The sequence below is a fragment of the Pseudomonas sp. UBA6276 genome (assembly GCF_002438365.1).
Lineage (GTDB): Bacteria > Pseudomonadota > Gammaproteobacteria > Pseudomonadales > Pseudomonadaceae > Aquipseudomonas > Aquipseudomonas coleopterorum.
In genome coordinates this window covers 15,184-34,541 of the sequence record NZ_DJUS01000156.1, presented here as the reverse complement: position 1 = coordinate 34,541, position 19,358 = coordinate 15,184, and the positions used below count along the sequence as shown (strand labels likewise).

The 19,358-nt window shown below is 58.3% G+C and carries 23 protein-coding genes; 18 read left to right on the top strand and 5 right to left on the bottom strand.

What is annotated here, in order from left to right; genetic code table 11:
- The first annotated feature begins 28 nt into the window (after positions 1–28).
- The 16 genes from B2V21_RS18060 to B2V21_RS17985 all read left to right on the top strand — a co-directional run bounded on the left by B2V21_RS18060 (position 29) and on the right by B2V21_RS17985 (position 12,430).
- Positions 29–412 (top strand): hypothetical protein, encoded by a 384-nt coding sequence (locus B2V21_RS18060; protein WP_286917598.1) that lies wholly within the window; start codon positions 29–31, stop codon positions 410–412.
- A complete protein-coding gene (locus tag B2V21_RS18055) occupies positions 413–928 on the top strand; it encodes a hypothetical protein (RefSeq protein ID WP_286917597.1) in 516 nt (171 codons plus the stop codon).
- A gap of 12 nt (positions 929–940) precedes the next feature.
- On the top strand, positions 941–1,777 hold the full coding sequence (locus tag B2V21_RS18050; protein ID WP_286917596.1) for a hypothetical protein: 837 nt from the start codon (positions 941–943) through the stop codon (positions 1,775–1,777).
- A gap of 15 nt (positions 1,778–1,792) precedes the next feature.
- On the top strand, positions 1,793–3,316 hold the full coding sequence (locus tag B2V21_RS18045) for a hypothetical protein (RefSeq protein ID WP_286917595.1): 1,524 nt from the start codon (positions 1,793–1,795) through the stop codon (positions 3,314–3,316).
- Positions 3,317–3,345: 29 nt separating this feature from the next.
- Positions 3,346–3,897 (top strand): hypothetical protein, encoded by a 552-nt coding sequence (locus tag B2V21_RS18040; protein ID WP_286917594.1) that lies wholly within the window; start codon positions 3,346–3,348, stop codon positions 3,895–3,897.
- Complete coding sequence (locus tag B2V21_RS18035; protein WP_286917593.1) at positions 3,894–4,397, top strand: hypothetical protein; 504 nt, start codon at positions 3,894–3,896, stop codon at positions 4,395–4,397. The genes B2V21_RS18040 and B2V21_RS18035 overlap by 4 nt, the downstream gene beginning before the upstream one ends.
- Positions 4,398–4,402: 5 nt before the next feature.
- The gene (locus B2V21_RS18030; protein WP_286917592.1) at positions 4,403–4,924 is read left to right on the top strand and encodes a hypothetical protein; all 522 of its coding nucleotides are present in this window, start codon (positions 4,403–4,405) and stop codon (positions 4,922–4,924) included.
- Positions 4,924–7,170, top strand: a complete 2,247-nt coding sequence (locus B2V21_RS18025) for a hypothetical protein (RefSeq protein WP_286917591.1) — start codon at positions 4,924–4,926, stop codon at positions 7,168–7,170. The genes B2V21_RS18030 and B2V21_RS18025 overlap by 1 nt, the downstream gene beginning before the upstream one ends.
- Positions 7,171–7,173: 3 nt before the next feature.
- Positions 7,174–7,611 carry a hypothetical protein gene (locus B2V21_RS18020; protein ID WP_286917590.1) on the top strand — a complete coding sequence of 146 codons (438 nt, stop codon included), beginning with the start codon at positions 7,174–7,176 and terminating at the stop codon, positions 7,609–7,611.
- 57 nt (positions 7,612–7,668) lie between these two features.
- Complete coding sequence (locus tag B2V21_RS18015; RefSeq protein ID WP_286917589.1) at positions 7,669–8,109, top strand: lysozyme; 441 nt, start codon at positions 7,669–7,671, stop codon at positions 8,107–8,109.
- Entirely contained in the window at positions 8,106–8,642 is a 537-nt protein-coding gene (locus tag B2V21_RS18010) for a DUF2514 domain-containing protein (RefSeq protein WP_286917588.1), read from the top strand. Before B2V21_RS18015 ends, B2V21_RS18010 begins: the two co-directional genes overlap by 4 nt.
- Positions 8,643–8,819: 177 nt before the next feature.
- Positions 8,820–9,614 (top strand): DNA adenine methylase, encoded by a 795-nt coding sequence (locus B2V21_RS18005; protein WP_286917587.1) that lies wholly within the window; start codon positions 8,820–8,822, stop codon positions 9,612–9,614.
- 81 nt (positions 9,615–9,695) lie between these two features.
- Positions 9,696–9,818, top strand: coding sequence for a DUF2514 family protein (locus tag B2V21_RS18000; RefSeq protein ID WP_286917586.1), 123 nt, complete (start codon positions 9,696–9,698; stop codon positions 9,816–9,818).
- A gap of 70 nt (positions 9,819–9,888) precedes the next feature.
- Positions 9,889–10,092 (top strand): hypothetical protein, encoded by a 204-nt coding sequence (locus tag B2V21_RS17995; RefSeq protein ID WP_286917585.1) that lies wholly within the window; start codon positions 9,889–9,891, stop codon positions 10,090–10,092.
- A 416-nt stretch (positions 10,093–10,508) separates the two neighbouring features.
- Entirely contained in the window at positions 10,509–10,811 is a 303-nt protein-coding gene (locus B2V21_RS17990; protein WP_286917584.1) for a hypothetical protein, read from the top strand.
- Positions 10,802–12,430 carry a methyl-accepting chemotaxis protein gene (locus B2V21_RS17985; RefSeq protein WP_286917583.1) on the top strand — a complete coding sequence of 543 codons (1,629 nt, stop codon included), beginning with the start codon at positions 10,802–10,804 and terminating at the stop codon, positions 12,428–12,430. Before B2V21_RS17990 ends, B2V21_RS17985 begins: the two co-directional genes overlap by 10 nt.
- Positions 12,431–12,438: 8 nt before the next feature.
- Here the strand turns inward: B2V21_RS17985 and B2V21_RS17980 are convergent, their stop codons facing one another.
- Positions 12,439–12,855 (bottom strand): hypothetical protein, encoded by a 417-nt coding sequence (locus B2V21_RS17980; protein ID WP_286917582.1) that lies wholly within the window; start codon positions 12,853–12,855, stop codon positions 12,439–12,441.
- Between the two features lie 617 nt (positions 12,856–13,472).
- A complete protein-coding gene (locus tag B2V21_RS17975) occupies positions 13,473–13,931 on the bottom strand; it encodes a hypothetical protein (protein ID WP_286917581.1) in 459 nt (152 codons plus the stop codon).
- Positions 13,932–14,494: 563 nt separating this feature from the next.
- Here B2V21_RS17975 and B2V21_RS17970 point away from each other — a divergent pair.
- Positions 14,495–15,655, top strand: a complete 1,161-nt coding sequence (locus B2V21_RS17970) for an acyltransferase family protein (RefSeq protein ID WP_286917580.1) — start codon at positions 14,495–14,497, stop codon at positions 15,653–15,655.
- A 5-nt stretch (positions 15,656–15,660) separates the two neighbouring features.
- Here B2V21_RS17970 and B2V21_RS17965 read toward each other — a convergent pair whose 3' ends face one another.
- Together B2V21_RS17965 and B2V21_RS17960 are read right to left on the bottom strand one after the other, a co-directional pair.
- The gene (locus B2V21_RS17965; RefSeq protein WP_286917579.1) at positions 15,661–17,250 is read right to left on the bottom strand and encodes a histidine kinase famiy protein; all 1,590 of its coding nucleotides are present in this window, start codon (positions 17,248–17,250) and stop codon (positions 15,661–15,663) included.
- A 62-nt stretch (positions 17,251–17,312) separates the two neighbouring features.
- Positions 17,313–17,738 carry a response regulator gene (locus B2V21_RS17960; protein WP_156463097.1) on the bottom strand — a complete coding sequence of 142 codons (426 nt, stop codon included), beginning with the start codon at positions 17,736–17,738 and terminating at the stop codon, positions 17,313–17,315.
- A 128-nt stretch (positions 17,739–17,866) separates the two neighbouring features.
- Here B2V21_RS17960 and B2V21_RS17955 point away from each other — a divergent pair, with 128 nt between their 5' ends.
- Positions 17,867–19,087, top strand: coding sequence for a GGDEF domain-containing protein (locus B2V21_RS17955; RefSeq protein ID WP_286917578.1), 1,221 nt, complete (start codon positions 17,867–17,869; stop codon positions 19,085–19,087).
- A gap of 16 nt (positions 19,088–19,103) precedes the next feature.
- On the opposite strand, the gene B2V21_RS17950 is transcribed toward B2V21_RS17955, so the two are convergent.
- Complete coding sequence (locus tag B2V21_RS17950) at positions 19,104–19,346, bottom strand: hypothetical protein (protein WP_049859949.1); 243 nt, start codon at positions 19,344–19,346, stop codon at positions 19,104–19,106.
- Positions 19,347–19,358 lie beyond the last annotated feature (12 nt).

Below are 19,358 nucleotides of genomic sequence, written 5' to 3'. Positions count from 1 at the left end.
GACGAACCGGCGGGCGAGTGGCGCCGCCATGGAATCATCCAGGCGCGCAATTGGCCCGGCAATGGAGGCGGAGCGCCGTGGCTCAGGGGCTCAGATTGCCGACGACATTCAGCGCCTGGGAGGAGTGCAGCGCCGAAGCACGACCCTGTCGCGGATCGAGCGCCGCGGTGGGATCGGTGGGCAGACCGGATCCGGGGTCTGGGCCGCGCCGAACCTGGGCGGCGGCGGGGGCATTGCAAGCCCGTTGCGCGAGGCTGACTACACAAAGCGCGAGTATTGGCCCAATGGGGCGCTCAGTAGCGATGGACTGTTCAACATGCCTGCCCTGAAGAGCCTGGTGCTCACAGATAGCAGCGGTGCCACTGTCGTCGTGAACCTTGCTCAACCCGTCACTCCGTCACAGGACGAATAGATGCGTTTTATCAACAATTGGATCACCCAGCTGAATCAGCCCATGGGGGCCTCAGCGACTTCGCTACCTGTGCCGGACGCCGCACTGGCGCGCCTGACTGAGGGCTCGTACCTCCTGACGCTGGTCAACTCCGCAAGCGCACTGGACCAGACCCAGTGGGAGGTCATTGAGGTGACTGTAGGCAACGGTTTGGTGCATGCCACCCGAGGCCGAGAGGGCACCGTGCGCAAGGCATGGCCGGTAGGCACGCTGATCTATTGCGGGGTCACAGCAGGGACGCTCAACGAGCTTTATGCGCAGATCATAGATCTCGCATCTCGCGTGTATGCCTTGGAAACAGGAAACCCCAACCCGGATCCTGATCCAGAGCCAAATCCCGACCCTGATCCAAATCCTCAGCCTTTGCCTGATTACGCCCTCATGGATGTTCAGGGCCGAATCTTCACGGACAGCCAGGGCGATATTTTGGTGGGTGACCCACCGCCCCCCACCACCGGCCCCATATTGATCAGCTAACCAGGAGTACGCATGAGCACCATCCAGCACACAGTTACAGGCACTGCCGACCCACAAGGCGCACCGCCCAGCGTTGGCGCCCATTACATCAACACCCTGACACGCCGCACCTGGATTTCTGCGGGAACATCGTCTGTTGAGGATTGGGGCAAGCCCCTGCCTGGCAAGGCAGTCATCAAAGATTACAAAACGCCCGCATTTGATCTGGACATGCAAAGTTCGATCACTACTATCCAGATGGAGAGGCCACTGGATGCCAACGTTGAAGCCTTTTCGGTCAACCTCCCAAGCTCCAATGTTGTGAGCATTGATGAGACGGTTTTGATACTGGACAACACAAACTTTGCTAAAGGCCGTGTTGACTTTGTTTCGCCACTACCGGACGCATGGCGACGTGGCGTGCCAAAGAGTATTACGGTCGGTGATCAAGGTATTACCTATCTCAAATTTTCGAGAGTGGTTAACGGGCAGGGCCAGTGCTATTACTCATTGGTTGAGAACAAAGTTCTGAATAATGGCGACGAGTATGAAGGGGTTTCTGGCGCTGTTGTCACGTTGGATTCGCAATTTCGCAAGACTATGTGGAATACATGGGCAGCCGCAGATAAGTTAATCCTTCCGAAACTCGAAGATACTTATCCCCCGAGCATGTATACGGAATATGAGCTTGTCGTTCACGATTTCAGCGGAACTCAACAGAAAATTCAGATCGACGTAGAGAAAGGGCAGCCTTTGACTGGTTATACCGAACTCGTCGTGGGAGCGTATGAAGCCAAGCTCTTCCGGTTTTCCTATTGGGTGGGTACCGCAAAGTACCGCTGGAAGTTGATGAGTGAGCACACGCTCTGAAGAAAGGGGGGAGCTATGGAGCGCACACTCGTGTTTCCCTGGCATGGTCGGGTGCAGGGTGGCCAGGTGCATTTGAAAGATGGCACTACCCGGCCTTTTCCAGCGTTGCCTACCGCAGTGGCCGGCGCCACAGGACCTGGTGACAATCACCGTATTGTTGTCAATGGCGTCGCCCCGCTGAGTGAAGAGGAGATCGCCCGAACCCCTGCCGGTGGGGAGTATTGGCCGGGGCGCGCGCTGATCACCGCCGGCATGCTTTACGGCAACCCGGTTGAATGGATCTACCAAACGCTGGACGGGTCACGCTGGAGTGTTGGGCTGGAATCCCGAACGATTGAAACTTCCAGTTCCTCGCTGCGACTTCGGTTTCGTCGATTCGGCGAGTTTCAACGAGCGCCTGAAGAGCAGGTGAGGGGAATAAGCATCCCGGTTGGTCGGCTCACGGCCGCTGAGCGCGCGCTGTTCTTTGCTGACCTGGGTGGGATAGGCGACGTGGTGATGCGGCTGCATTCGGTCAGTCCTACAGGGCGCAGGGCCATCCTTGCGCTGATGGCACACAACTCCGGCGAGGGATTCGACAACGCGCCGCGCGCCTACACCTTCGTTGAGATTTCCATCACCGGCGCCAGCGCGGAACTGCAGGCATCCAGCAGCGTGCTCTATGGCAAGGCAGACATACGCAAATCAAGCGAGGTGCCTCAGGACACTCACCTGGTTCCAGACGTCGTTGGTAACGAGTGGGAGGAGGTAGATCGCGAACCGGTCTACGGGGCGGACGGAGCCCGGGTGGGAGACCGTGTGACCTATGACTTCAAAGCCTCGGTCAGTTTGATTTCAACGCCGAGCAGCAGCGGCCTTCCGGGCCCAACGAGCTATACACAGGTGCAAACCTGGATCGCGGCCGTGACGTACGATGGTGAAACCCCGGTGCCGTGTACGATCCGTTGCACCACACGTGCCGAACGCGCGATGCCGAACATGTCTGCTGTGACGGATCTGCAGGAAATCAGGTATGTCCAGGACAATGGACAGCAAGAGGTCGAGCAGCGAGGGCAATACCATCTTGAGGGCAGCGCAAATAGCGTGTCGTCCGCAACGTGCAGTTGGGAATACCCCGGCGGAAGTTGGTCAAGAGGTGTGAACTTCACAACGGCCAGTACAATCCTTGAAACCCAAGTGACGAACATCTACACGGCTGACGGTGCTGAATCCTCCGTATCCAGGTTGCCTTATAACCAGGCCGGTGTCTTCGGGTATGGCTTGATTGAAGGAAACTACGCGACAAGGAAACCACGGGTTTCGTTTGGGCTGGGCGCTTTCTACCAGCATATAACGTTGGATCTTTACAGTAACAACTTGCTGGGAGTCTCCGTCGCTACAAACGGTAATGCCGCAGTTATGAAAGGCGGACTCACGGTCGATGGCTTCATGCCTCAAGAGGGGCCTTATCCGGCGGAAGAGATCACCCACTACGGCAGCTACAACCCTTTCACTCGCCAGATAGTCCTCGCATCACTCGAGCCCGCTAACTGGGCCTGACCCCCTGTATTTTTAAGGAGCAGCCAGCCATGCAGCCGGCCCGCCAAGACCTGCCCGTCGTTCCGGGCGCGACGTACCGCGACACGATTCGAATCATGCAACCGGTGTTCGTGTACCGGGATATCACCGGCATCGGCGGCGCACCGGTGGTGCTGCAGGTGCCCGATCACGGCCTGGCCTCGGACTGGCCTGTGTGGGTACGCGGCACCGCGGGGATGCCAGACCTGAACCGGGAGCCTTTCAAGCAGTTGCCGCACCGCGCCAAGCGGCTATCGGCCGACAGCCTCGAGGTGAATAGCCAGTCGGCAGCAGGTCTGAAGCCGTCGGGCGGCCAACTGGTGTACCGGCCACCGGTAGACCTGACAGACGCGACAGCGGTGCTCACGGTCTTCAGCGGCGCCGATGCGCTGTTTGTCCTCAGCGAAGGGGCAGGGCTGGAAGTTACAGCGCCGGGCACCATCGCGCGCACGCTGACGGCGGCCCAGACCCTGCTGCTTGCGCCGGGCGGCATGACCTACACCTTCGACCTGCTGTTCCCGGGCGGGGTAGTCACGCGCTACTTCACGGGGGCTTTCACATGACCTGCAGCCCCAACGTCATCACCTTCGAAGTCGAGAACCCAGGCGCCGCGGCGCTGGAGCGTGAATACGCCATTGCCATCGAGTTGATCGAGCGCGAGGTGATCACGATCGGCGAGCAGGGTCCGCCCGGCGTTGGCATCCCGGGCCCCGCCGGCGGATCTGCGGTGCAACGCCTGGCGGGCGAGACGCTCAGCGCCCTGGTGGCCGTGTACGAGCTGGACGGTGTGGTGTTCCGGCTCGACCAGGCCGACGGCGAGCATATTGCGCTGCTGCTGGGTATCACCCTCACGGCTGCCGATGTCGGCGCCACGCTCAACATCCAACGCACCGGCGTCATCGATGACGCGGCCTGGTCCTGGGCCACCGGCCGGGTATGGCTCGGCGCCGACGGTGCGCTCACCCAGGTACCGCCCACGCAAGGTTTCAACCTGCTCATCGGTGCGGCGGTTTCGCCCACCCGCCTGATCCTCAACCTGCAAGACCCCATCGATCTGGAGTAATACCCATGCCTGCACCCCGTTTCCTTCGCCTTGTTTCCGGCATCCAAAAAATGGTTGAAGCGCTGCAGACCTCGGCCGGCGCTGCTGATGCCGACAAGGTCGTCGCCACCGGCGCCGACGGCCGCCTCGACGCCAGTCTGATGCCACTGGGCATCGGCGCCAACACCACCATCGTGCCAGCGTCTGAAGCCCTGACCGCTGGCAACTTCGTCAACTTCTTCAATGACGCCGGCACGCTCAAGGCGCGCAAGGCCGACAACACCAACGGCCGCCAGGCGGATGGCTTCGTGACCAGCCCGGTCGCGTCCGCTGCCAACGCCACCGTCTATCCCATGGACGGGGTGAACTCTGGCCTGACCGGTCTCACCGTGGGCACCAAGTATTTCCTCGGCACCGCCGGCGGGGTAATCGCAGCGCCCCTGGACGAAACCCTGGCCGCCAACTACGGCAAGCTCTCCCAGCAGCTGGGTGTGGCCAAGTCGGCGACCGAGCTGGTCACCTCGGACTATGAACCGGTGATGATCTAATGACCGAAAGGACTCCGCTCGTCCTCATTGGGGGCGTAAAAAAACAGCTGCCTGTCGGGGATACTCTGGCGAAGTCCATTGTGGGTCTGGACCGGGCGGACAACACGCCCGATCTGGAGAAGCCGGTCAGCCAGCCCGCGCAGGATGCCCTGGCCAAAAAGGCTGACCTGGATTCGGGCGGCAAAGTGCCGATCGCCCAGATCCCGGTGCTGTCCACCAGTAACGTCAGCGAAGGCTCGAACCTCTACTTTACGGATACCAAGGTTCGCAGCGTCACGCTGAACGGTGTGGTGTTCACCGTGAACTCCGCTGTGGTCGCCAGTGACTCCCTGCTGGCGGCTATCGGCAAGATCCAGACCCAGATCAACAACCGCCTGCTGACTACCGGCACGGCGGCTGCGGCCACCAAGCTGGCGACTGCGCGCACCATCAACGGTGTGACCTTCGACGGTACGGCCAACATCATGATTACTGATAGCACCAAGGTGCCTTTGTCCTCTGTGGGCGTGGCCAACGGTGTCGCTGGTCTGGATGCCAATGGCATGGTCCCGGCAGCCCAACTCCCGTCCTATGTCGACGACGTGCTGGAATACAACACGTTCTCCAACCTGCCGAGCACCGGTGAGACGGGCAAGATCTATGTCACGCTCGACCCGTACACGGATGGCCAAGGGCGCACCAGTTCGCAGTTCCGTTGGACGGGCTCGGCCTACACACCCATCATCGCCAGCCCCGGCACCACGGATGCAGTGACTGAGGGCACCACGAACCTATACTTCAACACGAACAGGGTGCGCCAGATCCTGCTCACGGGTTTGAGCGTGGCCGTGGGCGGTGTGATTGCAGCGACTGACAGCCTGATGGATGCGCTGGGCAAGCTCCAGAACCAGATCAGCAACCTGAACAAGGGCAGCGTGGGCCTGGGGCAGGTAGACAACACTTCGGACCTGTCCAAGCCGGTCAGCAACCCAACAGCGGCTGCACTGGTGGATACCGGGGGCCAGAACTTGGCCTACAACAGCGCGTTCTTGAAGATCTCGTCGGCGGACTCCCGTTTGGCTGACGGCTGGGAATTTGACGGGCCGGGGAGCCCCGGTAACTCCACGGGATCGGTGTCGGTTGTCGCTTCCTTCATCACTCCGGTGGAAAACGCCCAACGTCTGACGGTCACCAACCTGAACACCAGCTCCTACTACAGATCTCTGGTGAACTCTCTGGCTCGGATATTCAAGGTGAATGCCGGGCAGACGGTGACGGCTTCAATCCGAGCGAAGGGTACGGCTGGGTTGCAACTAAGGATCTTCATTCAGGCCGTAGACTCCAAGCCCACTGCTATCGCTGCTCCTGCAAGTGGTTTCATCCTGCTGACAGGAGATCCACAGGCTATTTCGTTCACCTATGCAAATCTCCCGGCCAACACTGCAGGTGTGCGAGTGTTCTACCGGTTGTATTCTGGGCCTACAGTCACTGATGGCACCGTAGACTTGGCTCGTCCAAAGCTGGAGATTGGTTCCTATCCGACGGGCTGGTGCGAAGACACGGTGAGCATCCGCGAAGACGTCGCAAACAAGGCGCCGGTAGCGAATCCTATATTCACGGGTGACGTGCTCAGGATCAACACGCCTTCCACGATGATCGGCTCAGGCATCAGCGGCAACTCCGGTATAGAACTGGGTTCGTGGCAAGGGGGGTCGACGCCTTTCATTGATTTCCATTCTGGGGCGACCCCTGTCGACTATGACTGCCGGTTACTGGCCAGCGGTGGCAACGGCTCCAGCGGCAACGGTTCTTTGTCGTTCAACGGCGTTAACTTCAACTTCAACTCTGACGTGACGGTACAGAGGGGAGCCCAGTCATCAGCCCTTCTGATCAGGGCGAACCCTAGCCAAAACCGCTTCGTTCGTTTCATGTCGGACACAGCAGTGCGCTGGGACATTGGCGCGGGCAATGTTGCGGAGTCCGGCGGCAACACTGGTTCGGATTTTTTCATCAACGCCTACGCCGACAACAGCTCCTTCATAAACAGCCCATGGGGGATAAATCGGGCGACTGGTGAAACCCGAATGACCCGAGCGGCCGTATCCGGCCCGTTCAAAGTCGGGCAGTTCACCCTTGCGACTTTGCCATCCGCATCGGCCTATGAGGGCTACGACATAGACGTGACCGACGCTGCCGGCGGATCAAAGCGCTGCAGGTCCAACCGTACCAACTGGCTGATCCTCAATACCACCACCCCTGTGAGTTAAACCATGGCCCTCACCGAACGCAGAATTCGATACGAAACCCTTATCCGCTGGCATGAAGACGGCTCCGTTGGCGCGCACCAGGTGGACCTCGACCAAATGCTGCGCGATGGCGTTGTGATTTCCAGCACGTTGACCACCACCATGCCGCTCGGTACGGCCGATTATCCTGGCGTTACGCCGCTGAGCGAAATCCTGGGCGAAGCAGCGACCGTAGCACTTTCGCGTGTGGGTGTGCTTGAACAGGCGCTTGGTGAGGTCAACAGCCTGGCCCAGCAGAAATCTGAGCAGTTAAGCCAAGTTCGTGGCGAGATGGACACGAAGCAGGCCGAGCTTGCCACTGCCCAGCAGACTATCGCCGATCTGCAGTCGCAGTTGGCCCAAGGCCGCGCGACCGATGAGGCGCGGGCCGAGGTTGCCGCCGAGCCCGACCCCGCAACCTGAAAGATCGCCCCACCCGATGCCCGCCCTGTGCGGGCTTTTTTTCGTCTGGAGAAAAGCATGAAGACCTCAACGAAGGGCATCGCCCTGATCAAATCCGCCGAAGGGCTACGGCTCAAGGCCTACCCCGACCCCGGCACCGGCGGGTTGCCTTGGACGATCGGTTACGGCAGCACGTCGGGCGTCACCCGGAACATGGTCATCACCGAAACCCAGGCTGAGCAGATGCTCGCGGAAGATCTGGTGCGGTTCGAGCGCATCGTGGAGCGCCTGGTGCAGGTTCCGGTCAACCAGGGGCAGTTCGATGCGCTGGTGTCGTTCACCTACAACGTCGGGGAGGGCAACTTCACCAAGTCGACGCTGCTGCGCAAGCTGAATGCCAGTGATACCGCTGGCGCAGCCGAGCAGTTCTCCCGCTGGGTCCATGCAAGCGGCAAGGTGCTGCCAGGCCTGGTCAAGCGCCGCGCCGCTGAGCGGGCCATGTTTCTGGGGGCTGCATGACGTCGGGCAAAGCACTGGCCTATCTGGCCGCGGTGCTGGCGCTCATTGGCCTGTACAGCGCTGCACTGTACGCCGCCTACAGACACGGCGTGACGGTTACCAACGCCGCGCGGGACGCCGAGTGGTCGCAGGCGGAGGCTACCCAGAAGACTGAACTTGCTCAGGCGGTGCAGGCCGTGCGCGACGAAGAACAACGCCTCCAGCGTGAGGCCAACCAGGTAGGAATCGATGCGCGAGAAAAGAATGCTGCTGCCGATGCTGATGGCCGCGGGCTTGATGCTGCTGGCGACCGGCTGCACGTCCAGGCCGGGAAGCTTGCCGCCAGCGCTGGCGCCTGCTCCAGTGATACCGGCTCTGCCGATCGAGGCGCGTCAGCCACCCGCGCCGCCCTGGTGCTCTCCCAACTGCTCGAGCGCGCTGATGCGAGAGCGGGAGATCTGGCAAAGGCTTATGACCGAGCCCGAATAGCGGGGCAGGCGTGTGAAAGGGCCTATGACTTACTGCTGAAAGTGGCGAAAGGGCTCCCGCCCTGACCTCAGCGCATGCCATCGAAATAGTAGAAAGAAGCGGCCGTCCACCATGCGTCAACATGGCAGCCGGCCGCCGAACTGCAGACCAATCCTGCAAGTCCAGCCAAGGCTTCCTGCTTCGTGCACAAAGCGGAGGGAGCCTAGCACCTGTTCATATATACAGTAAAGGCTTGCTAAATCATGTCGAATCCCGTCATACCTTGGATGGGTGGCAAACGCCGCCTCGCCGATCGTCTCATCCCCCTGTTCCCGCCCCATGAATGCTACGTTGAGGCCTTTGCAGGCGGGGCCGCGTTGTTTTTTCTGCGCCCACAACCTGCACCCGTCGAGGTGCTCAACGATATCAACGGTGATTTGGTCACCCTGTATCGAGTCATTCAGAATCACCTGGAAGAGTTCGTGCGCCAATTCAAATGGGCGCTCAGCTCGCGCCAGGTGTTCGAGTGGCAGAAGATGACGCGGCCCGAAATACTGACCGATATCCAGCGAGCCGCCCGTTTTTTCTATCTGCAGCACCACGCGTTTGGTGGCAAGGTTTCGGGTCAGACCTTTGGTACAGCCACGACTGGGCCAGCCATCAACTTGCTGCGAATCGAAGAAAACCTATCGGCCGCATGGCAGCGCCTGGCGGGTACCTATGTCGAGCACTTGCCCTGGCATGACTGTGTTCAGCGTTATGACCGACCGCACACGTTTCACTACATGGATCCGCCATACTGGGAAACGGCAGGCTACGGCGTGGACTTCCCGTTCGAGAACTACATTCGCATGGCTGACTTCATGCGAACGTGCAAGGGTAAGGTAATGGTCAGCATCAATGATCATCCCGACATCCGAAAGGTGTTTGAAGGCTTCCATTTCGAGAGACTAGATATCCGCTACACGACGGCCAACCAGAGAATTGGGCAGTCTGATCTGGTCGGTGAGCTGGTAATCATGAACTGGAAGCCATCGGATCTTGGGCAACTGTTCTAGTGCGAGAGCCCACGACTGCTCTAGAAATACCGGCTCTACCGATCGAGGCACGTCAGCCCGCGCCGCCTTGGTGCCCCCCAAGTGATCGAGCGCGCTGATGCGAGAGCGGCAGAGCTAGCAAAGGCTTATGACCGAGCCCGAATAGCGGGGCAGGCCTGCGAGCGGGCTTATGATTTGATAGCCGGTAGTCCGCAGAGGGACTGAAAAGTAGCTCACCGCATGGATCAACATAGAAGCCCGATGTAAACTCCTCAGGTTGCATAGGAGGCTAACTATGGATGTGAAAGTGGCGACTCTGAGCGGGGACGCTGTGCCTGATTATCTGAGGGACAAAGGCGCGCCGTACGCGTATCAGGTAACGAGCTACGATGGAACCATTACGATTTTTGAGAAAGGTGCGGAGGCAGCGCATTACGCGAGCAAGCTCTACAGAGAGGTCCGGTTGAACCGGGGCCTCGAGGATGATAGGGCAGTTTGAGATAGATTCGTTGCGTCGACATCTTCGGATGGGTCGGGGACAGCCTATCGATTTACCTATTCCTGTCGCCCCTTTATCTGGCCCATAATCCATGCCAGATCTCGCCATGGCAAGTGGCCATAGGGATCATGTTTTGCACACTCCGGACCATGGGTAAAGAGGGATGTTGCGTCTGATGGCCATTGAGCCCACCCACACGATTTACATTCGAGGTGGTCAGATCTAATTTTCCAACTTACGCTCCATTCCAATAGGTCAATGTCGCTAGCGATAACGCGTAGAACTAGCTCGTTCATACACACCTCCACGAAGACATGCAAGCATAGCTGTCCTTGCGCATTTTGTGTGTTGGAGCTGCCGACCACTCATCTGTACGGAAGTAGTGCTGTTCATATCATCGGTTTTACGACCGGACCATGTACCGCATAATTCGACCTGAAACCTTTGATATCTCCCTTAGCTACCTGCTGCGCATTGGCGCTCGCAGGACCTATTCAATCCGCATGGCCGATGACAGCATGAACCGCGTAAGGATCTTTGAGCGTGATCTACTGATCGTCGACAAGGGTGCTGAATCGATCAAGGGGCAGCCGTTGATCGGCGTGGTTTTCACAAGATTTCTTCCATTGCGCCCTCAACTAATGACGAGTGCAGCCGATGGCAATGCTACTGCCGCAATTCTTGACGATACGCATTGGATGGAGTACCTATGCCTTTGAGAAAATTTTCGATCGCCAAGCGAACACTTGCCTGTTTTGCGCTGATGGTAATGTTGGTTTTGGGACTTGGCTTTTTTAGCCTTTCACAGACCGCCGGTATACGTGAGGAAGGTCTAATAATCGAGAATGATTCTTTGCCAGGTATCGCTCTTGGCGATGACATAGCTCTCGCAGTTGCCTATACGCGCTTTGATGTCATGAAGATGCTCTCTGCAGCAACCCCAGAAGAACTGTCGCAATCCGGTGAAGCGCTCAAGATCCGGCAGGCCGCTTTCGCCACAGCAGTGAAGGCTTATCAGCCAATCATCTCCTCTGATCAAGAGCGTGCATTGATTGAGTCAATCAGTAGCCAATACCAGCGCTATATCGATGCCACCGAGCTAGCTCATCAGCTAATGAAGAGCAATGACTTGGCGGCTGCTCGGCAGAAAGTCTTACGCGAAATGCCGCTGATTGCAGAAGAGTTAGCTGGCAAATTGGCTTTGCTCGAAAAGCAAAATGACGAATCCGAGTCCGCCTCCAGCGTTCGTGCTACATCTGCTTATGAACAAGCTAAAATCATCACCATCAGTACCATGGTGGTCGCTATTTTGTGTACGCTCATTCTCGCTTGGCGCCTTACAAAGAGCCTTGCTGGTCCCATCCGCCTAGCACTCAAAGCGTCGGAGACAATTGCTTCAGGAGATCTGCGCGCCAATAGCATGAATATAGAAGGCGTTGACGAGCCCGCACGGCTTTTGCAGTCGATGGAGCGTATGCGTATTAATTTAAGTACAACGTTGGGCCAAGTCGGTGACGCCGCGAATCAACTCTCTGTTGCAACGGAGGAAATGGGTGCACTGATGGCCAGCAGCAATCGCGACTTGATTACACAGAATGGCGAAATCGAAATGGCAGCGACCGCGGTCACTGAGATGAGCCATGCGGTAGATGAGGTGGCAGGAAACGCAGTCTCCACATCAGAGGAGTCGAAACGCTCGGCTCAATCTGCAAATGAGGGAAGTGACGAACTAAATCGGACGATGAACTCGATTCTTCAATTGACCCAGAATGTCGACAGCGCCTCGCATCAAGCGCAATTGCTGGCAACACGAACTTTAGAAATTACCAAAGTCCTGGACGTGATCCGCGCTGTTTCCGAACAGACCAATCTATTGGCTTTGAATGCCGCCATTGAGGCTGCTCGTGCAGGAGAGGCCGGCAGAGGATTTGCGGTGGTTGCCGATGAAGTCAGAAGCCTGGCACATCGTACTAGTGAGTCAACACGCGAAATCGAGACGATGATCGGGCAAATCCAACAAGGCACGAGAGATACTGTATCGGCGTTGGCTGTGAGCACTGAGCAGGCTGAAGTCACAAAGGTTCAGGCTGAGTCGGCGAACCGGGCATTGGCGTCCATTGCCCGCTCGGTTGCGGTGATCGATGAGCGTAATATGCTCATTGCCACTGCTTCGGAAGAGCAAGCGCAAGTCGCCCGTGAAGTTGATCAGAACCTAGTCCGCATCCGCGACTTGTCTGCACAGTCTGCCGTGCGAGCTGACCAGACCAGCAGCGCAAGCCAGGAGCTGGCGGTGCTAGCTGCCTCTCTCCATCAGACGCTGCAGCAGTTCAAACGCTAAGTTCTGGTTCAGAATGCTGTCCACGAGTTCACGGCTGCTGCTGAAACTCGTTGGCCGCTGCAGATCACATTACTAGCGCCGATACGAAAAGGGTCTGGATTCGGTTCCAAGGCCTGGGCAGCATCGACCGGTTGCGACTGATGAAGCTCAACCTGACCAAGGATGCCGCTGTTCAGCCGCACCGCAACTACTTCAATAGCGGAAAGTGACGCGCCCGATTGGCCCGGTACTATCCCAACTGGTCGAGCGCTGATGAGAGAGCGGGAGACCTGGCCAAGGCTCATCACCGAGCCTGAATAGCCGGGCAGTCCTGGGAAATCGCTAGCATTGGGGAGGCTAATGTTGATGTAGGGAGTCTTGGAAAGGTTTCTTGGCCCGGATATCATCAGCAACAACCTATGGCCTAACAAAGCATCCGCAAACATGTCTCAGCAATCCCTGCTCGGTATCGACCTAGACGCCGAGGGCAATCCCATCTGCCCGGCTGAATTGTGCGAGAAAGTCTATGCCTCATGGCGCGGATGCTTGTGCGAAATTCGAGCCAGCAAGAAGCCGGCGGAGGCGGCACGACATTATCAACGTGCGTCTGGTTACCTACAGGCTCTACGAGACGTTCGAGCGGTCGAAGAGGTGGGATACAGGCAGCTTCATGCTCAGATGATAGCGGAGTGGACGGTCTGGGCAAATCGCACTGACAGCGCGTTGTAAGCATCGAAAACTGTGTTTACTACCACAACGCTAATATAACGGTGACTGCGATAATTCGCGCGACACCAGCTGCGGCAGGAAATATTGCAAACGGGAAAAGAAGGCAAATCGTTCTTTTGCCTTTCACGAGGACTCTCGATCAGCGTTGCCGACGACCCACAGCAGGTCACGCCAGGGGAACACGCTCTGAACCCTGATCAGCTCGCAGGTTGAGCCGTGCACGAATGGCTTTGCTGAGTCCTGTAACGACTGCCACCCGTCACAGCTCCTACAGCGGATGTGTGGAAAGGGGTCATCGTGCACTGACCAGAACTTGGTCCAGGTGTCCACGTCACTAAGCTTGGGTGTCAGGTTCAGCCATTCCAGCGTGTCCATATGCGCCTCCGTTGTCGTGGTCCAAGCATAGTAGGCTTTGCTGTTCTTCGCTTGGGCAGCGCGCGGGTAAGGGTGGCTTCGGATCGGGCGCCGCCAGTATTTCGCGGAAAGGGTAGGGGCTCTCGGCTGACTGCCTCGCTGCCATCTGCATCCCGCGAATCTGATTGCCGAGCGCTGATAGCTCGACGTGAGCGGCGGAGAGGTCGCGCTTGTACGACGCCAGCAGATGCAGCGCCTGGTCGCGCTCGCGCGCAGTGACGGCGTGGATGTCGACCAGCTTCAGGATATTCGCCCGGGCCTGGCGCAGGTCGGCGGCCACCTGCTCGTACTCTGCCTGGACCAGTTCGGCCTGCTGCTTCCATATTTGGGCTTCGGTGGGTATGCCGAGGCATCCGAACTCTTCGTCTTCGATTTCCATACTGCTGCTCGCCGATACTGTATTTGTGTACAGTATTCGAGATGTTGCCGTTTGCTCAAGGATGGATCGATAGGTGGTGCAGGAAAGGGGCGTTGAAGGTCGGCAGAACGCCGGGGGAGGGCAGTGAAGGCGTGGGACAATTATGGGACACTGAATGTCCCAAATAACCATTAATGCAGCTGCATGGCTATGCAGTTTGGGGCAATGATTGCGGGGGTAATGGGATTTTTGTTCAATAAAATAATTAGATAAAAACGGATTGCAAATCCGCCTACGCCGGTTCGATTCCGACCTCGGCCTCCATCATTGAGAACCCCGCAGATTAACGTCTGCGGGGTTTTTCTTTGTGCGGCCGAAAAGGCCTGTGTACCCGAACTGCACGTACCTCTACGGTGGTGGTCTGTTGGTCTGCACAATGTCAGTTGCGCGTCAGAGGTACCGCGCGCCTGATTGCGGTTGTGCCTGCCAAAGGATTGGTTTAGCTTTGCGCCAATAATGGCAACGGGCCATGCCTCTTGGCATGACACCGGGATGGCAACGGTTACAACACTCTGGGATCAACCATGAAAAGATTCGTCGTGCTCGATAGTTTCCGCGGTCTCTGTGCGGTGGCTGTCGTGCTGTTCCACACTTACGTGGTTCAAAGCATTGCCGAGCTCGAGTTTTTCAAGCACGCGTTTCTGTTCGTGGAGTTCTTTTTTATCCTCAGCGGTTTCGTGTTGTTCCACACCTACGGCCAGCGTTTGAACAACGCGACTGATTACAAAGATTTCTTCATCAGTCGCACGGCTCGCCTTTATCCGCTGCACCTGACCATGTTGGGCGTTTACCTCGCACTGGAACTGGGGCGCTCGTTGGCTGAGAAGAAAGGGTTCAGTTTCAACGAACCGGCATTCAGTGGCGCTACGTCGATGCACGAATTCCTGCCCAACCTGCTTCTGCTGCAATCCTGGCTGAACAGTGCCATGACCGGCTCGTTCAATTACCCGGCCTGGAGCATCAGCATCGAGTACTACCTGTACTTGGTATTCGGCGTCATTGCAGTGCTGGCGCGCACCCGCAGGGTCAAGATCTTCGCAGTCATGTCCCTGGCGGCCTTCATCACTTTGTGGAACGGTGAGTCCTGGCTGAAGCTGGAGATCTTCCGCGGTGTTTCATGCTTCTTCGCCGGCGCCTGCCTGTACGTGCTTTACGACCGTATCAAGGACCTGGACCTGGACGCCGTGGACTTCAATCTGCTGGAAATTGCCCTGGTCCTGGGCAGCTATCGCCTCCTGGTATCGGACATCGATCACAAGGGCGTGTATGCCAGCCTGCTGTTCTGTCTCTTGATCCTGGCATTCTCGTTCGAGCGCGGCGTGGTTTCGCGACTGCTGCACCACCGTTTCTTCGTCTGGCTGGGCGCCTTGTCGTTCTCTATCTACCTGACGCACGCGGCCATTCTGTTTGTGTTCAAGAGCGCCATCATCGTTCTGTCGAAAGTGCTGCACACAGACCTGACAGAGACCTTGCAGGGCCATGACATGCCCAACATGGTCAAGTACATCTCGACCCACAGTGTCTGGCTCGACAACGGCATCGTCGTCTTGCAACTGGCGGCGGTCCTGCTGGTCTCGACCTTGACTTACAAGTACGTCGAGATGCCGGGCGTGCAGCTGGGCAAGCGCCTGACACGCCGCAAAGGCTCGACGCCAGGTCCTACCTTGCAGGGTGCGGCGCAGTAACTTGATCAGCTCACCCCGTTGGGCCCTTCCAGCACCCGGCGGATCTTCTTCGCCAGTTCACTGGGAATATAGGGCTTGGAAATCACCTGGAAATCCGTGCCGCCCACGTCGGTGCGTTCCAGGGAGTTTTCCGAGTAGCCGGTTGTAAGCAGGATCTTGATGCTGGGGCGCATGCGTTTGGCTTCGCGGGCGAGCATCACGCCGTTGATGCCGCCAGGCATGATCAGGTCGGTGAACAACACGTCGAAGTCGTCGTTCTCAATCTGCTCGAGGGCGTCCTTGCCGTTGTAGGCAATGGCGCAGCTGTAGCCGTATTCCTCGAGAATGGTCTGCGCCAGTTCGGCGACATCGGGCCGGTCTTCGACGATGAGGATTTTCTCGTGACCGGGATAGGCGTGAGTGTCCTCGATTGGTGTCAGAGCATGAGGTTGGCTGTCATCGGCCGGGAAATACATGCGCAGGGTCGTGCCGATGCCCTCTTCTGAGTAGATGCGCACCGAGCCGCCGGATTGCTTGACGAATCCGTACACCATGGAGAGCCCCAGTCCCGAGCCCTTGCCTTCTTCCTTGGTAGTGAAAAAGGGGTCCATGACCCGGTTGACGATCGATTCGGGCATGCCGCGACCGCTGTCGGTGATCGCGATACTGACGTAGCGGCCAGGCATCAGCCCGTCGTAGGACACCTGCCGATCGAGCGTGACATTCTGCGTATCGACGGCCAGGGTGCGGCGGGAACGGCCCTCCATGGCGTCGCGGGCATTGATGAACACGTTGAGCAATGCGACTTCGGTCTGGGTCGGGTCCAGGCGGCAGTTCCACAGGTCTTCGGCCAGGCTGTAGCGGATCTGCGTATCGGCCAGAGTGCGCTCGGCGGTTTCCTTGAAGTTGTCGATCAGGCCGTTCAAATTCACCACGCGGCCTTGCAGCTTCTGTTTGCGAGAAAACGCCAGCAGCTGTTGCGTCAGGGTAGTCGCGCGCTCGGCGGCATCGCGGGCGTGCCTGGCGTTGCGCCGCAGGCGCTCTTGTTCGTACTGCGGCTTGTCGACCGAGCGCTGGATCATGTCCAGGTAACCGATCATCACCTGCAGCAGGTTGTTGAAGTCGTGGGCAATACCACCGGTCAACTGCCCCAGAGCTTCCATCTTCTGGGCCTGACGCAGGCCATCTTCGGCATCGCGACGACGACTGACGTCAAGTTGCGAGGCGAAGAAATAGATGAGCTCATTGGATTCGTTGTACACGGGCGAGATGAACAGGGCATTCCAGAAACTGGAGCCGTCCTTCTTGTAGTTGACGACTTCGACGGCCACTTCCCGACGCGCCTCTACTGCGGCCCTGACTTGGGCAATGGTATCGGGATCGGTTTCCGGGCCTTGCAGGAAGCGACAGTTGCGACCCAGCAGTTCGTTTGACGAATAACCGGTCATCTCGATGAATGCATTGTTGGCAAAGATGATCGGATTGTCCGGCATCTTGGGGTCGGTAATGATCATCGGCATACGAGTGGTTTCGACAGCGGCGAAGAAGATATTGTGATCAGACTTGCTGATATCGCCCGTGAAGCCGTCGGTCACTCGGGTAGTACGTTTAGTCATTACTGCTCCGGGTAAGGATACACAGGGCCTGCGTCACTGCCGCCGCATGGGCGATGGCACGATCAGGCCTGGGTAGGAGGTGCGAGTTTTTCGCAGATGCCTTTCAACTTGTCCATCGAGAAAGGTTTGCCCAGCCAATGCACTTTCTTGTCGCACAGGGAGTTCGCGGCCCCGTGGAAACCGGATGCGACGATCACTGGTGTTTCCGGGTTGCGGGTATGAACGCGATTCACCAACTCCACCCCGTCGATCTCGCCCGGCATCTGCAGGTCGGTGATCAGCAGTTTGAGCGGGAAGGGCCGGTTGACGATGTGCTGCCAGGCTTCGTCGGCCGTGGCGAATGCTCGGACGTGATAGCCGAAGTCTTCGAGAATCTCCACCAGGAGTTCAAGGACCAGCGTTTCATCTTCGACGACGACAATCGTTTCCATGGCGGCAATCATTTGGAGGGCTAGCAAATCGGACACGGCGCCGACGGGAAGATTCACTGTGCCGGACCGCTCGTAACTTCCCACTACCGTTCATGCCATTGGTGCCCGACAATCGCCCTGCACTAATGGCACTAAGATATCATTGCGCAGTCTAGTAAAATTCTGAATCACATCTCCGGTGTCCCATGCAAGCCGTTCAAGCCCAACCGGCCCAATCCCCTGAGCCGCACACCATGGCAATGGTCGAACAAGCCATCGCCGGCGGGGTAGGCGGACTAACCTTCGAGCCGGCCCTGGAGCGTCGCTACGAGACGGACACGCAGCGTCAGCGCCTGCAATTTCTGACGTCGACAGGCATTTGCGGCGCGGTCATCTACAACCTCTTTCTGATCAGCGACTGGCTTGCCCTCCAGGACGTGTTTGCCTACGTGGCCGTAGGGCGCCTGCTGCTGATCACCCCGATGATCATCGCCATCCTCCTGCTGGCACAGCGCCTGACCTCGCGTCGTGCGCTGGAAACCGTCTCGGCGGTGGCCACGGTACTGTCCTCGCTGATGCCGCTGGTGGTGATGATCTACAGCGACAGCCCCTATCGTCTGCACTATCAACTGGGCATGTTGTTGCTGATGGTCTACTGCACGATGATCCAGCAGTTGCCGTTTCGCTTTGCGGCAGCCGCCATGGCCAGCATGTTGGGAATCCAGCTGGTCACCACCCACATTGCCGGGTTCATGGACCCGGTCACGTGGCGCGCCAATGCCTTTCTATACGGCTCCACGGTCGTACTGCTGTTGATGGCGTCGTATTTTCTGGAGCGGGGCAGCCGCTTGAGCTACCTGTATGCCTTGCGCGGACGCCTGCTGGAGGTGCAGCTCACCGATATGGCCCGTACCGACCCGCTGACCCAGTTGTTCAACCGCCGACATCAGGGCGATGTAATGGCCCAGCTATGGCAGGCCGCAGGGACCCAGGCGACTCGCGTCACGGCGATCCTCATCGATATCGATCATTTCAAGCTCTACAACGACAGCTATGGACACCTTCAGGGAGACAACTGCTTGAAGCAGGTCAGCGCCACCATCAAGCAGTTGTCCGCGCAAGCCAACGCTCTGCCGTTTCGTTTCGGCGGGGAGGAGATGCTGGTGTTGTGGGTAGGGGTCGACGGCCAACAGGCCAGACAGCTGGGGCAAGACCTGTGCACGGCGGTGGCGGATCTGGCGCTGCCCCATCCGGCCCTGGGTGCGGAGGCGCGGGTAACCATCAGTGTGGGAATAGCGACGGGTCTTGCGCCCTATGTCACGGCGCACAATTTGATCGGGGCGGCGGACCAGGCGTTATATGCCGCCAAGGACGCCGGACGCAACTGCCTGCGTCAGGCACCCTTCGAAGGCAGCGCGGCGGCTTGACTGGCGATGCGAGTGGTCAATCCTGCAGGGCTCGCAGCCGCGCTTCCTTGGCATCGTCGAAAATCATGTAAAGCGTTTCGATGTCGGCAGGCTTGAGCTTGCGCGATTGTTCCAGCCCCAGAATCAGCGCGATTTCGAGCGCGCCTTCGCGCTCGACATCCGCTTTCGTGCTCGCGGCATTCAGTGCCCGTACCAAGTCGTTGATCGAACCTCGCACATCCTTGGGCAGCTTCAGTAGATCCAGGCGTTCCTGCGGCATATATGACGCTCT

Bases quoted from the DNA above. Each gene is read 5' to 3' on its own strand.
- B2V21_RS18060 (WP_286917598.1), top strand. From the start codon at position 29: ATGGAATCATCCAGGCGCGCAATTGGCCCGGCAATGGAGGCGGAGCGC.
- B2V21_RS18055 (WP_286917597.1), top strand. From the start codon at position 413: ATGCGTTTTATCAACAATTGGATCACCCAGCTGAATCAGCCCATGGGG.
- B2V21_RS18050 (WP_286917596.1), top strand. From the start codon at position 941: ATGAGCACCATCCAGCACACAGTTACAGGCACTGCCGACCCACAAGGC.
- B2V21_RS18045 (WP_286917595.1), top strand. From the start codon at position 1,793: ATGGAGCGCACACTCGTGTTTCCCTGGCATGGTCGGGTGCAGGGTGGC.
- B2V21_RS18040 (WP_286917594.1), top strand. From the start codon at position 3,346: ATGCAGCCGGCCCGCCAAGACCTGCCCGTCGTTCCGGGCGCGACGTAC.
- B2V21_RS18035 (WP_286917593.1), top strand. From the start codon at position 3,894: ATGACCTGCAGCCCCAACGTCATCACCTTCGAAGTCGAGAACCCAGGC.
- B2V21_RS18030 (WP_286917592.1), top strand. From the start codon at position 4,403: ATGCCTGCACCCCGTTTCCTTCGCCTTGTTTCCGGCATCCAAAAAATG.
- B2V21_RS18025 (WP_286917591.1), top strand. From the start codon at position 4,924: ATGACCGAAAGGACTCCGCTCGTCCTCATTGGGGGCGTAAAAAAACAG.
- B2V21_RS18020 (WP_286917590.1), top strand. From the start codon at position 7,174: ATGGCCCTCACCGAACGCAGAATTCGATACGAAACCCTTATCCGCTGG.
- B2V21_RS18015 (WP_286917589.1), top strand. From the start codon at position 7,669: ATGAAGACCTCAACGAAGGGCATCGCCCTGATCAAATCCGCCGAAGGG.
- B2V21_RS18010 (WP_286917588.1), top strand. From the start codon at position 8,106: ATGACGTCGGGCAAAGCACTGGCCTATCTGGCCGCGGTGCTGGCGCTC.
- B2V21_RS18005 (WP_286917587.1), top strand. From the start codon at position 8,820: ATGTCGAATCCCGTCATACCTTGGATGGGTGGCAAACGCCGCCTCGCC.
- B2V21_RS17995 (WP_286917585.1), top strand. From the start codon at position 9,889: ATGGATGTGAAAGTGGCGACTCTGAGCGGGGACGCTGTGCCTGATTAT.
- B2V21_RS17990 (WP_286917584.1), top strand. From the start codon at position 10,509: ATGTACCGCATAATTCGACCTGAAACCTTTGATATCTCCCTTAGCTAC.
- B2V21_RS17985 (WP_286917583.1), top strand. From the start codon at position 10,802: ATGCCTTTGAGAAAATTTTCGATCGCCAAGCGAACACTTGCCTGTTTT.
- B2V21_RS17980 (WP_286917582.1), bottom strand. From the start codon at position 12,855: ATGTTTGCGGATGCTTTGTTAGGCCATAGGTTGTTGCTGATGATATCC.
- B2V21_RS17975 (WP_286917581.1), bottom strand. From the start codon at position 13,931: ATGGAAATCGAAGACGAAGAGTTCGGATGCCTCGGCATACCCACCGAA.
- B2V21_RS17970 (WP_286917580.1), top strand. From the start codon at position 14,495: ATGAAAAGATTCGTCGTGCTCGATAGTTTCCGCGGTCTCTGTGCGGTG.
- B2V21_RS17965 (WP_286917579.1), bottom strand. From the start codon at position 17,250: ATGACTAAACGTACTACCCGAGTGACCGACGGCTTCACGGGCGATATC.
- B2V21_RS17955 (WP_286917578.1), top strand. From the start codon at position 17,867: ATGCAAGCCGTTCAAGCCCAACCGGCCCAATCCCCTGAGCCGCACACC.
- B2V21_RS17950 (WP_049859949.1), bottom strand. From the start codon at position 19,346: ATGCCGCAGGAACGCCTGGATCTACTGAAGCTGCCCAAGGATGTGCGA.